The organism is Luteitalea pratensis (genome assembly GCF_001618865.1).
Lineage (GTDB): Bacteria > Acidobacteriota > Vicinamibacteria > Vicinamibacterales > Vicinamibacteraceae > Luteitalea > Luteitalea pratensis.
On the sequence record NZ_CP015136.1, the window covers coordinates 5,856,149 to 5,868,130 of the forward strand.

Genomic DNA, 11,982 nt, shown 5'->3' on the forward strand with positions numbered 1-11,982 from the left:
GGTGGCCCCTCAGGCTCGACGGCGGGCGGGCCTGGCCGTGGTTGTCCTTCTCGCTGTCGTGCACGGCTCGACGCATGCCGTCGTTCGCCCGGTGTACCAGGTGTCGGACGAGGTCGTGTACCTGAGCACGGTACAAGCGGCCACCATGGCTGGCCCCGACTCCACGGCCGAGCGGCGCTGTCTGGCTCCACCCGACGGCCGATTTCCCCAGCTTCCCGCCACGACCAAGCCGGGATTTCTGGCGGTGACCGCCACGCAATTGCGAGGCGCCTGTCAGGCGGGGGCCGACGGTGCATCGCTGCTGTGGCTGCGGCTTCTTCAGGCCGTCTCCCTGGGCATCATCGCAGCCTCGGCGTGGACCTTGGCCCGCCTGCTCACGGGTCGAGATGCCGATGCCTGGATGGCGGGCCTCCTCGTCGCGGCGCACCCGATTGCCGCGACCCATGCCGGCGCCGTGACGCCGGATGCGTGGGCCAACGCCTTCAGTGCCATCGCTCTGGTTTCTGGAACCCGACTATTGCTGAGGAGATCGTGGTGGGGCGACGTACCCATCCTGTTGGCGTCGGCCCTCGCGGCGTATGCCTGGAAGGACACGACGGCCTTCATCCTGCTTCTGCCTGTCCTGGTCCTCGTGCTACGCACCCCCTCGGCGTCAGGTTGGCAGCGCGCAGCGTGGCAACGGGTGCCATTGCTCGGTGCTGCTGCCGCACTCGCGGCGGCCGCTGGCCTGCTCTGGTTCCGTTCACCGTACCTGGCGATGGAGGGGGCGCGCGCAGGGCGTTTGTCATCCGTCTCGTTTGGACAAGCTGTTCTGGATGACCTGCTATCGCAACTGGGTTCGATGCTCGCGAGCAGTTGGACCGCCTTGGGAAATTTCGGCGCAAGTTCGCTCCTGGTCTCACCGACCGCGGCTTCGATCGGTTTCGTCCTTCTGTGCGGGGGTTTGGTCGGCGGGGCATGGCGGCTGACCCACGCGTCGCGGCGCGTCAGTCCGGCGCTGGTGCTCGCGTGGGGGACGTGCGCCGCGATGTGCCTCATTCAACCCTCGGTGCGACAGGTCCTGCTCGGCACGCAGGACATCCATCAGGGGCGATGGCTACTGCCGATGCTGGCACCGGGAGCGGCGGTCATGGCTTGCGGACTGAACGGACTGCGGATGCGTCACGGCAGCACTGCGCTCCTGTGGACAGTGGCCGTCCTGACGGCGATGTGGCTGGGGATCCTCGAGACGACCCGGTACTTCTGGTATGCCTATCCTGATGACCTGCGAGAGATCGCGCTCTTCGTGCGCGGGACACGCGGTGCCGTTCTTGACGACGCGCTGATCCTCAGCATCATCCGCCATTCGGCTGCCGAGTTGCCTCGCGTCGTGCCGGCATTGTGCTTCACGCTGCTGCCGTTGTTGTCGGCCGCCTGTTGCTGGTACGCCGCCCGACCTGCCCTCCGGCCAGAACGTTCACCATGTCCGACACGCTGACCATCGCTGACCGCACGTTCACCTCCCGGCTCTTCGTCGGGACCGGCAAGTACCCGTCGCACCCGGTCATGGCCCAGTGTCATGCGGCATCGGGCGCCGAGGTCGTGACGGTGGCCGTCCGGCGCGTGGACCTCTCGGACAAGAGCGGCACGTCGCTGATGGACTACATCGCGCCGTCGCTGTTCATCCTGCCGAACACGGCGGCGTGCTACACGGCGGCCGACGCGATCAGGACGGCACGCCTCGGGCGCGAGGCCGGCCTCTCGAACTGGGTGAAGCTGGAGGTGATCGGCGACGAGGTCACGCTCTTGCCCGACAACGAGGCGCTCATCGAGGCCACGAGGGTCCTGGTCAAGGAAGGGTTCGTGGTCTTGCCGTACACGACCGACGACCCGGTCGCGTGCCGCAAGCTGGAAGATGCCGGCGCCGCGGCCGTGATGCCGCTCGGGGCCCCGATCGGATCCGGACTCGGCATCCAGAACCAGAACAACATCTCGATCATCAAGGAATTCGCCAGGGTGCCGGTCGTGGTCGACGCCGGTGTCGGCACGGCCTCCGACGTGGCGATCGCGATGGAACTCGGCGCAGATGCCGTCCTGCTGAACACGGCCATCGCGGCCGCCGGGCAGCCGGTCCTGATGGCCGAGGCCATGAAGCACGCGGTGGCGGCTGGCCGACTCGCCTTCCTCGCCGGCCGTATGCCGAAGCGCCGGTACGGGTCGGCGAGCAGCCCGTTGACCGGCACGATTCACGCCGCGTCGCGCGCATAATCGGGCGCGCATGTCCGACGTCCGCTTCACCCGCTCGGTCGACAAGGCACATCTCGCACGCGTCAAGGCCGCGCGCGAGCAAGCCGACGCCGCCTACAACGCCGCGTTGTCGGCGCTGGATGCCGCGTTGCCCGGCGCTGCCACGATGCCGCGTCCGTCGGCGGCGCCCGACGAGACGCAGGTCACGCCTCTCAACGAACAGTTCAAGGTCGTCGGCGCCCTGCAGTTGCCCGGCGGGCTCAAGGGGCGCCTGCTCCGTCCGCTCTGGGCGCTGGTGGAGCCGCTGTTCGCACGCCAGGAAGCCTTCAACGCCGCGCTCGTCGATCACATCAACCGCAACGTCGCCGGTGGACGCTCGGTCCGCGACAGCCAGGTCGCGCTGATCGAGACGGTGCGGATCGAGCTCGAACGACTGGCGACGTTCCACTCCGCGCTGATCGTGTACCTGCAGCAGATCACGCCGTACGTGGATTCCAAGGACTACGAGTTCGACGTGCTCGCGACCCGGCGCGTCGAGGACGTGGGTGAGGCCGTCGAGACACTGCATCACCGCACCGTTGGCCCGGGCGGCGCCATCAGCGGTGTTGGCGACGAGTTGAACCGTCGCCTGGAAATGCTGGCGGTGCGGGAGCGACGCTACGAGGCGCGTGTTGGCGCCCTCGACGCGGCCCATGCCCAGCTCGCGCAATCGCTCGGCGTCATCACTCGCGCGACGCAGACGCTCAAGCGCGAGGTGGAGCATCTGGTCGAACGGGTACCGGAGGATGACGGTAGGGACGGCTCTCCGAGCCGTCCATCGCCGCCCGTCCAACAGTCGCACGCGCCATGCGAGGGCGACCCTGAGCCGGTGAGTGCTTCAGGTGGACATGGCCGGCTCGGAGAGCCGGCCCTACCAGCGACGACCTCGACCAACTCGTTCGCCGCCGGTGGCATCGAGTCGTTCAAGTACGTCGGGTTCGAGGACCAGTTCCGCGGATCGGCCACCGTGATCCGCGAGCGGCTGCAGGACTACGTGCCGCTGTTTGCCGCACAGCAGGATGTGCTCGACATCGGCTGCGGACGCGGCGAGTTCCTCGACCTGCTGCGGCACCAGGGCGTGCGCGCACGAGGGCTCGACATCAACCACGAGATGGTCGAGGTGTGCCGGCAGCGCGGGCTGGACGCCAGCGAGGGCGACGCGCTCGGCTACCTGCGGGGGCTCGCCGACGAGAGCCTCGGCGGCATCTTCGCGGCACAGGTCGTCGAGCATCTCGAGCCCGATTACCTGGTGTGCCTGCTGCAGCGCGCCGGCGACGTGCTGCGGTCGGGCGGCGTTCTCGTGCTCGAAACCGTCAACGTCGCGTGCTGGTTCGCGTTCTTCCAGAGCTACGTGCGCGACATCACGCACGTCCGGCCGCTGCATCCCGACACGCTCGCCTATTTCGTCCGTGCCAGTGGCTTCCCGCAGGTCGACGTCCAGTACCGATCACCGTACCCGGATGCGCACAAGCTGCAGCACGTTCCCGGCGGAGACGCGTGGCACTACGCGGTCAACGCCAACGTCGACAAGCTGAACAGCCTGTTGTTCACGCACCTCGATTACGCGGTCGTCGCCAGGAAGCCGTAGGGATCAGGCAGGCGTCTATACTTTCTGGTTCAGCCCGTCCCCGGGCTCGAGCCAATCCACGATGACGAAGCACCGTGCCCTGTTGACCGTCCTGGCCCTCGTGGGCCCTCTTGCCCTGGCCCTCGGAGCCCAGCGTCTACCCTCACGGCTCGGCGGTCCGGTGGGTCCACCGCCCAAGCCCGGAACGCCCGCGCCGAACAAGCCGGGCGCCCCTGCGCCCGCTGCGGCGACACGCCCGGCGGGTCCCGAGAAGGTCGTGCCGTTCAAGCCCGGCGAGATGCTGACCTACGACGTCTCGTGGTCGGATACGCTCACCGCCGGCTCGGCGACGCTGACCGTGCGCGACAAGCGGACGTCGTTCGGATCGACGGCCTACTACCTCGTCGCCGAGGGGCAGCCGACGAGCCTGCTCTCGAAGCTGTACGCGGTGTACTACAAGGCCGACACGCTCGTCGACGCCTACACGCTGTTCCCGCAGCGAGGCTCGGTCTTCAGCCAGGAGAACGGCCGGCAGCGGATGAAGGAGACCAAGTTCGACCAGGCCAAACGCGCCGCGACGTTCCAGATGCGCACGGCCACGACCATGACGCAGGACCAGGCGTTGCCGGGCCCGACCCACGACGGCCTGTCGGCCCTGACGGCGATGCGCACCATGACCTTCGCGCCCGGGGCGAGCAGTTCCTTCGCGGTCGCTGACTCCGGGTATCTCTATCGCGTCACGCTGAACGTCGGCGCGAAGGAGACCATCCCGACCGGGCTCGGCGGGCTCCCGGCCTGGAAGATCGTGCCGGCCATTCGCGACAGCAGGGGTCAGGTCGTCGGACGAGGCATGGCGGTGTGGATCTCCGACGATGCACGACGCCTGCCGGTGCGCATCCAGGCGCAGTTGCCAGTCGGCACGTTCGTGCTGACGCTCAAGGACGCCCGGTGAATCCGCGCCGCGTGCTGGTGACTGGCGGAGCCGGCTTCGTCGGGTCCGGTCTCGCGCTCCGTGCCCGCCAGACGTGGCCCGATGCGGCCGTCACCGCCTTCGACAACCTGCGCCGCCGTGGCAGCGAGCTGAACCTGGCACGTCTGCGCGCCGCCGGAGTCGCGTTCGTGCACGGCGACATCCGGAACCCCGCGGACCTGACCCCTCTCGGACGCGAACTGGACCTGCTGCTCGAGTGCTCGGCGGAGCCATCGGTGCTGGCTGGCTACGACGGCGACCCGAGCTACGTGGTCGACACCAACCTGGTGGGGACGATTCACTGCCTCGAACTGGCGCGCAAGGCTGGCGCGGCAGTGCTGTTCCTCTCCACGAGCCGGGTGTATCCGATCGCGGCCCTCAACGACATCCGTACCGACGAAACAGAGACGCGCTTCGAGATCGCCGGCGCGCAGACGCTGCCCGGAGTGTCACGGGCAGGGATCAATGAGGCTTTCCCCCTGCACGGCACACGCTCGATCTACGGGGCGACCAAGCTCGCATCGGAGTTGCTGATCGCCGAGTATCACGAGGCGTTCGGCCTGCGGACGCTCGTGAATCGGTGCGGAGTGATTGCCGGCCCATGGCAGATGGGCAAGGTCGACCAGGGTGTCTTCTCACTCTGGATGGCCCGTCACCTCAAGGGCGGGACGCTCACGTACAACGGCTGGAACGGCCTGGGCAAACAGGTGCGCGACCTGTTGCACATCGACGATCTGGCGGATCTGGTCGTGACGCAGGTCACTGCGTTCGAAACACTCGACGGGCAGATGTTCAATGCCGGCGGCGGCCGCGCGTGCAGCTTGTCACTGCGCGAGACCACGGCGGTGTGCGAGAAGATCACGGGCCGGCGGATCACGATCACACCCAATCCGGACACGCGCGTCGCCGACATCAAGCTGTACGTGACCGACAACACTCGCGTGACTGCCGCCACGGGCTGGGCGCCTCGGCGCACTGCCACCGACGTGATGCGCGACCTGTACGACTGGATGGTTGCGCACGCTCCGCAACTCGAGCAGGCCGGCATCCAGGCGGGGTAATGCGAGTCGCTGTCGATCAAGGCTGGACGGCCTGTACAGTGAACGGAGGACGTCCCCACACCACAACCAGGAGGCGCAGATGACCAGGCACGTGGACAGTGCGAAGGCCGTGGCGCGACACGGCGCAGCGATCAGTGAAGCATTCGCGCAATCGAGCGCGGTGATCGCGGCGGTGGCAAGCGACGACGTGCTGATCGGGTCGTTGGCCGTGGCCACCCAGTCGTGCGTCGATGCGCTTCGGGCCGGCCGCAAACTCATCTTTGCCGGCAATGGCGGCAGTGCCGCCGACGCGCAGCATCTCGCCGGTGAACTCGTGTCGCGCTTCAACTTCGATCGTCCGGCCCTCGCGGCGCTGGCACTCAACACCGACGGGGCGATCCTCACCGCGATAGGCAACGACTACGGGTACGAGCGCGTGTTCGCTCGCCAGGTCGAGGCGCTCGCGGTGGCGGGTGACGTACTGATTGCGATCTCGACGTCAGGGCGTTCGCCGAACGTGCTGGCGGCCGTGGCGGCCGCCAGGGCGCTTGGCGTGACGACCATCGCGCTCTGCGGCACTGGAGGGCCGCTTGCCGATTCGTGCGACGTCGCCCTGCGCACACCGTCCTCTCGCACGCCGCACATCCAGGAGGGCCACATCGTCATCGGTCACACCTTGTGCGCGCTCATCGAACGGGAGATGTGTGCCGATGGCGCCTGAGGGCGCCGCGGCCCTGTTCCTCGATCGCGACGGCGTCGTCAACGTCGACCATGGCTACGTGTCCCGCCCCGAGGACTGCACGTTCGTCGACGGCATCTTCGAGCTTGGGCGCGCGGCGAACGGCGCCGGCCTCGCGCTCGTCATCGTCACCAACCAGGCCGGGATCGGTCGCGGGTTCTACAGCGAAACCGATTTCAGGCTGTTCATGGAGTGGGTGGCCGAGGCGTTTGCCGATGAGGGATGCCAGCTCTCGGCCGTGTACTACTGTCCACACCACCCGGTCGACGGCATCGGTGCGTACCGGGGAGAGTGTCCATGCCGGAAGCCTGCCCCTGGCATGTTGTTGCGAGCCGCCAAGGACCTGTCGCTGAATGTCACGCGGTCCGTCCTCGTCGGCGACAAGTCGACCGATATCGAGGCAGGGATGGCGGCGGGTGTGCCGCGCCTCTACCTGTTGAGTCCGGACGAGCCGGCCGGGCGGGCGACGCGCCTGGCCACGCTGCGCGACCTCGCCGTCGATCTCGGCACGCGGGAGGACGCCGGGTGGAGCCCCCCAGTGTACGGGGACCGTGCGCTCGTCAGGCGAGCCTGCCCATAAGTCGACCCATGGCCATGGCCTTCGGCGCGTCATGATGAGCCTCGCGCGCGATTCGCCACCCGGGTCGACGCATCCGTCGACGGGTTTTGATCGGCCGATGCCGCGCGATACACTCTCCCGATGGCTGTGGCCCTTATCACCGGCTCAGCCGGCCTGATTGGCTCGGAAGCCGTCGATTCCCTGGTCGCCCGCGGGTTCGACGTCGTCGGCATCGACAACGACATGCGTCGCCGGTTCTTTGGCGACGACGCCTCGACTTCCTGGCAAAAGAGCGAACTCGAGCGACGGCATGGTCGCCGGTACGTCCACGAGGCGATCGACATCCGCGACGCCGATGCGTTGATGACGCTGTTCGACCGCTACGGCGACAGCATTCGCGTCATCATCCACACGGCCGCGCAGCCCTCGCACGACTGGGCCGCGCGCGAGCCGTTCACGGACTTCAGCGTCAACGCCACTGGCACGCTCAACATGCTCGAGGCGTGCCGGACGCATTGCCCCGACGCAGTGTTCGTGTTCACGTCCACCAACAAGGTCTACGGCGACACGCCGAACCGGCTGCCCCTCATCGAGCAGGACACGCGCTGGGAGATCGACCCGGGGCACCCATTCGCGGAGGGCATCGACGAGTCGATGAGCATCGACCAGTCGACGCATTCGCTGTTCGGGGCCTCGAAGGTCGCGGCCGACGTGCTGGTGCAGGAGTACGGCCGGTATTTCGGGATGCGGACCGGCGTCTTCCGCGGCGGTTGCCTCACCGGCCCGCACCACTCGGGCACCATGCTGCACGGCTTCCTCGCCTACCTGATGAAGTGCACGGTCACCGGCACGCCGTATCGCGTCTTCGGCTACAAGGGCAAGCAGGTTCGCGACAACATCCACAGCGCCGACCTTGTCAGCGCGTTCCACGCGTTCATCGACGCACCGCACGCAGGCGAGGTCTACAACATGGGCGGGTCGCGGTTCTCGCACTGCTCCATGCTGGAGGCGATCGCGCTCTGCCAGGAGATCGCGGGGCGGCCGTTGTCCTGGTCGTACGAAGAGCAGAACCGCGTCGGCGACCACATCTGGTATGTGAGCGACATCGGCAAGTTCCGCCGCCACTACCCAGCGTGGGTGCAGCAATACGACCTGACGGCGTTACTGCGGGACATCCACGACCAGAACGTGGAACGCTGGCACGCGGGCGCGACGCGATGACCGCAGCCGGCGGCGTGGACGTCCAGTCGATCTACGAACGGCGCTTCGCCGACACGCTGGCCTTCCGGCGAGAGATGTGGGGCGTCCTCTGCAGGGGGTTCTTCCAGCGTCACGTGTCGGAGACCGCCACGGTGGTCGAAATCGGCGCCGGCTACTGCGAGTTCATCAACAACATCCGCGCCCGCCGCAAGATCGCCGTCGACCTGAACCCGGACACGCGGCGGCATGCTGGAGCCGACGTCGAGGTGATCCTGTCGTCGACCTCGCGCATGGCCACTCTCGACGACGGCGTCGCCGATGTGGTCTTTGCCAGCAACTTCCTGGAGCACCTGACCCGCGAGGACATTCTCGCCACACTGCGCGAGGTCAGGCGCGTGTTGACGCCGCGAGGGCAGTTCCTGATCCTGCAGCCGAACATCAGGTACTGCCGCGAAGACTACTGGCAGTTTTTCGATCACATCACGCCGCTCTGTGAACGCAGCCTGTCGGAGGCACTCGAGACGACCGGGTTCACCGTGCAGTACCTGCTCGGGCGCTTCCTGCCATTCACGACGCAGGGCCGCTTGCCCAACTCGATTGCGCTGCTCAAGCTGTATCTGCAGATCCCTCCCGTGTGGCGAATCTTCGGACAACAGAGCTTCTTCATCGCGACGCCCCGTGGCTGACGCGACCCGGTTGTCGCTCGTCATCCCCGCGCACAACGAGGCCGAGGGCATCACGCCGACGCTGCGCGCGTTCTCGGCCAGGCTGCGCGCCGAGGGCATCCCGTTCGAACTGGTGGTCGTCGACGACCACAGCACCGACGGGACGGCCGAAGTGCTGGCGGGCCTGTCGGAGGAACTGCCCGAGTTGCGACGGGTCGAGAACCCGCGGCCGGGCGGGTTCGGTCATGCCGTGCTCGCAGGGCTCGAACAGTTCAACGGCGATGCGGTCTGCATCGTGATGGCCGACGCCTCCGATGATCCGGCCGACGTCGTGACGTATTACCAGCGATTGTCGGAAGGGTTCGACTGCGTGTTCGGGTCGCGCTTCGTCCGTGGTGCGAAGGTCGTCGATTACCCCCGGCACAAACTCCTGCTCAACCGCCTTGCCAACACGTTCATCCGGCTGCTCTTCGGCCTGCGCCTCAACGACACGACCAACGCGTTCAAGTGCTACCGGCGCGGGGTGATCGCCGGCTGCCAGCCGCTCCTGAGCAAGCACTTCAACCTGACCGTGGAACTGCCGCTGAAGGCCATCGTGCGCGGCTATTCGTATACCGTGGTGCCCATCAACTGGTACAACCGCACGACCGGCGTGTCGAAGTTGAAACTCAAGGAGATGGGGAGCCGATATCTTTTCATCGTGTTGTACGTCTGGCTCGAGAAGGTGCTGTCGCGCGGCGACTATTCTCGTCGCTCCGGAGATGCATCAGGCCGCGTCAGCGGCGATGTTCGGCGATGACGTCCCGCAGCAGCGCGTCGTAACGGGCAGTCACCACACGACACTCGAACTCCGCGAGCACACGGGAGCGGCCGCGCTCACCCATCGCCGACAGTGTCGAGCGATGGGCCAGGGCCTGCCGGACGGCGTCGGCAATTGCCACGGGTTGGCCGTGCGGCACCACGTAACCACACCCGGTATCGGTCACGAGCGCTGCCACGTCGGATCGGGGGTCGGTAACGGCGAGGACGGCGCGCCCGCAGGCCATGATCCGATACAGCTTCGACGGCACGGCGTCGGCACCCGTCGCCACCGCCTGCGCCACCACCGACAGGTCGGAAGCACCGTAGATTTCGGGGACGCGTGCGAACGGCTGATAGGGGATCAGCCGGACGTTCTCCAGGCGGTCGCGCCGGATACGCTCCGCGAACGCGGATGCCAGCGAGCCGTCGCCAATCAGCGCGATCACGACTTCGGGCAGGTCGGCGAGCAGCGTCGCGGCGTCGAGCAGGCTCTCGAGGCCCTGCGCCGGGCCGATGTTGCCCGCATAGCTGACGACGAATCGGCCATCGAGCGCGAACTCGCGCGAGAAACCGTTGGGTGCGGCGACGACGCTCAGCAACTCGACGTCGACGAAGTTGGGAATCACCGCCAGCTGCTGGTCGGGCACGCCCTTCGCGCGGAGCCGTTCCCGCATGCGCTCGGCGATCAGCGTCACACGCGCCGCGCGCCGGTACACGAAGCGTTCGACGGCGAACAAGATCCGGATCAGCGTCGGGTTACGGATGGCGCCGAGGTTGATGGCGATGTCCGGATAGATCTCCTGCACGTTGTAGACGAACGGCGCCCGGTGCCAGCGCCCGAGCAGCCAGGCCACCAGGCCAATCGACAGCGGCGGCGACGGCGCGACGATGACGTCGACCTTACGCAGCGCGGCGACGCCGACGATGAGACTGAGAACGTGGAACAGCGCCCAGGCCACGAGGCGCCGCGGGATGGACGCGGTCTTGCGTGGCATCACGGTGTGCCACACGGGGAGGTCGCCGAGGCGACTCCGATACACGAGCCCGAGCCACGTCGGGGTGAGCGGCTGTGCGGCCTCCGCGGCCGCATCCCGGTTGTAATGCGGCGTGGTCGTGACGACCGACACGGTGTGGCCACGGGCGCGGAGGTCGATGGCCAATTCGCCCATGATCTGGGCGGTGGAGACGCTGTCGGGCGGGAAGACGAGGCTCAGGATGAGCACGTGCGCCATGGCGGTCAGACGCCGGCGGCGCGTGCCCAGGCCAGGTAGCGTCGGAGCCCGTCGGCCAGCACGACGGCGGGCCTGACGCCGAGCTTGTCGTGCACCGCCGAGACGTCGGCCAGGCTGTGGCGCACGTCTCCCGGGCGAGCCGGGGCGTATTCGACGGTGGGCGGCTCGCCGGAGGCCTCGGCCATCAATGCAATCAGCGCGTTGATCGTCACCCGCGTGCCACTTCCCAGGTTGAACGCCCCTGAGACGCCGCCGTTCATCGCCGCCCGGTAATTCGCCTCGGCGACATCGTCCACGTTGATGAAGTCTCGCGTCTGCTCGCCGTCGCCAAACACGGTGAGCGGCATACCGCGCAACATGCGGTGGGCGAAGATCGGAATGACGTTGCCGTACGCGTCATACCGCTGGTTGACGCCGTAGACGTTGAAGTACCGGAGGCAGACGCACTCGAGCGGGTACAACTTGGCATAGGCCAGGCACAGCTTCTCGGCAGCAAGCTTGCTCGCGCCGTACGGTGTGTCGGGCTCGGCGGGATGATCTTCGCGAATCGGCACCGTCTTGAGCTCGCCGAAAATGCCCGCCGACGAGGAGAAGACGAGCTTGCGTACGCCAAGACGGCGCGCCGCCTCGAGGACCGTGAGCGTGCCGAGGACGTTGATTGCCGAATCGTCGAGGGGATGCTCGATCGAGCGCGTGTTGCCGACCGATGCCGCGAGGTGAAAGACCGCCTCGCACCCGTCGATTGCCGAATGCACGGCATCGGCGTCGCGGACGTCCCCTTCGACGAACCGGATCTGCGGGAACGGGTCGAGGTTGCTGCGGTGGCCCGAGGACAGGTCGTCGAGGACGACGACCTCGTGGCCGCGCTCGAGCAGGAGCCGGACAATGTTGGAGCCGATGAAACCGGCACCGCCCGTGACGAGTGCTCTGGCCATGTTCGGAGG

The 11,982-nt window shown here is 67.4% G+C and carries 12 protein-coding genes; 10 read left to right on the forward strand and 2 right to left on the reverse strand.

Translation table 11 applies throughout. The annotated features are described in order from the left end of the window. Window positions 1-37: 37 nt before the first annotated feature. The 10 genes from LuPra_RS24655 to LuPra_RS24700 all read left to right on the forward strand — a co-directional run bounded on the left by LuPra_RS24655 (window position 38) and on the right by LuPra_RS24700 (window position 9,804). Window positions 38-1,477, forward strand: a complete 1,440-nt coding sequence (locus LuPra_RS24655) for a hypothetical protein (protein WP_157899620.1) — start codon at window positions 38-40, stop codon at window positions 1,475-1,477. Further along, a complete protein-coding gene (locus LuPra_RS24660; RefSeq protein WP_110173220.1) occupies window positions 1,462-2,247 on the forward strand; it encodes a thiazole synthase in 786 nt (261 codons plus the stop codon). Before LuPra_RS24655 ends, LuPra_RS24660 begins: the two co-directional genes overlap by 16 nt. Window positions 2,248-2,257: 10 nt before the next feature. Next, window positions 2,258-3,853, forward strand: a complete 1,596-nt coding sequence (locus LuPra_RS24665; RefSeq protein WP_110173221.1) for a class I SAM-dependent methyltransferase — start codon at window positions 2,258-2,260, stop codon at window positions 3,851-3,853. 61 nt (window positions 3,854-3,914) lie between these two features. Then, window positions 3,915-4,784, forward strand: a complete 870-nt coding sequence (locus LuPra_RS24670; RefSeq protein ID WP_110173222.1) for a DUF3108 domain-containing protein — start codon at window positions 3,915-3,917, stop codon at window positions 4,782-4,784. Continuing rightward, complete coding sequence (locus LuPra_RS24675) at window positions 4,781-5,863, forward strand: NAD-dependent epimerase/dehydratase family protein (protein ID WP_110173223.1); 1,083 nt, start codon at window positions 4,781-4,783, stop codon at window positions 5,861-5,863. The genes LuPra_RS24670 and LuPra_RS24675 overlap by 4 nt, the downstream gene beginning before the upstream one ends. Before the next feature lie 79 nt (window positions 5,864-5,942). Continuing rightward, the gene (locus tag LuPra_RS24680; RefSeq protein WP_110173224.1) at window positions 5,943-6,563 is read left to right on the forward strand and encodes a D-sedoheptulose-7-phosphate isomerase; all 621 of its coding nucleotides are present in this window, start codon (window positions 5,943-5,945) and stop codon (window positions 6,561-6,563) included. Beyond that, window positions 6,553-7,161 (forward strand): D-glycero-alpha-D-manno-heptose-1,7-bisphosphate 7-phosphatase, encoded by a 609-nt coding sequence (locus LuPra_RS24685; protein WP_110173225.1) that lies wholly within the window; start codon window positions 6,553-6,555, stop codon window positions 7,159-7,161. Before LuPra_RS24680 ends, LuPra_RS24685 begins: the two co-directional genes overlap by 11 nt. A gap of 120 nt (window positions 7,162-7,281) precedes the next feature. Further along, window positions 7,282-8,361: an NAD-dependent epimerase/dehydratase family protein gene (locus LuPra_RS24690; protein ID WP_110173226.1), complete on the forward strand. Its 1,080-nt coding sequence runs from the start codon at window positions 7,282-7,284 to the stop codon at window positions 8,359-8,361. After that, window positions 8,358-9,026: a methyltransferase domain-containing protein gene (locus LuPra_RS33445; protein ID WP_110173227.1), complete on the forward strand. Its 669-nt coding sequence runs from the start codon at window positions 8,358-8,360 to the stop codon at window positions 9,024-9,026. Before LuPra_RS24690 ends, LuPra_RS33445 begins: the two co-directional genes overlap by 4 nt. Then, window positions 9,019-9,804, forward strand: coding sequence for a glycosyltransferase family 2 protein (locus tag LuPra_RS24700; RefSeq protein WP_237050673.1), 786 nt, complete (start codon window positions 9,019-9,021; stop codon window positions 9,802-9,804). Before LuPra_RS33445 ends, LuPra_RS24700 begins: the two co-directional genes overlap by 8 nt. Here the strand turns inward: LuPra_RS24700 and LuPra_RS24705 are convergent. Further along, window positions 9,782-11,038: a glycosyltransferase family 4 protein gene (locus LuPra_RS24705; protein ID WP_110173229.1), complete on the reverse strand. Its 1,257-nt coding sequence runs from the start codon at window positions 11,036-11,038 to the stop codon at window positions 9,782-9,784. The two genes, LuPra_RS24700 and LuPra_RS24705, sit on opposite strands and share 23 nt — an antisense overlap. A 5-nt stretch (window positions 11,039-11,043) precedes the next feature. Next, complete coding sequence (locus LuPra_RS24710; protein WP_110173230.1) at window positions 11,044-11,973, reverse strand: NAD-dependent epimerase/dehydratase family protein; 930 nt, start codon at window positions 11,971-11,973, stop codon at window positions 11,044-11,046. Window positions 11,974-11,982: the final 9 nt, after the last annotated feature.

Coding starts and splice junctions, on each gene's coding strand:
- LuPra_RS24660 (WP_110173220.1), top strand. CDS start 1,462: ATGTCCGACACGCTGACCATCGCTGACCGCACGTTCACCTCCCGGCTC.
- LuPra_RS24710 (WP_110173230.1), bottom strand. CDS start 11,973: ATGGCCAGAGCACTCGTCACGGGCGGTGCCGGTTTCATCGGCTCCAAC.
- LuPra_RS24680 (WP_110173224.1), top strand. CDS start 5,943: ATGACCAGGCACGTGGACAGTGCGAAGGCCGTGGCGCGACACGGCGCA.
- LuPra_RS24670 (WP_110173222.1), top strand. CDS start 3,915: ATGACGAAGCACCGTGCCCTGTTGACCGTCCTGGCCCTCGTGGGCCCT.
- LuPra_RS24690 (WP_110173226.1), top strand. CDS start 7,282: ATGGCTGTGGCCCTTATCACCGGCTCAGCCGGCCTGATTGGCTCGGAA.
- LuPra_RS24705 (WP_110173229.1), bottom strand. CDS start 11,038: ATGGCGCACGTGCTCATCCTGAGCCTCGTCTTCCCGCCCGACAGCGTC.
- LuPra_RS33445 (WP_110173227.1), top strand. CDS start 8,358: ATGACCGCAGCCGGCGGCGTGGACGTCCAGTCGATCTACGAACGGCGC.
- LuPra_RS24685 (WP_110173225.1), top strand. CDS start 6,553: ATGGCGCCTGAGGGCGCCGCGGCCCTGTTCCTCGATCGCGACGGCGTC.
- LuPra_RS24665 (WP_110173221.1), top strand. CDS start 2,258: ATGTCCGACGTCCGCTTCACCCGCTCGGTCGACAAGGCACATCTCGCA.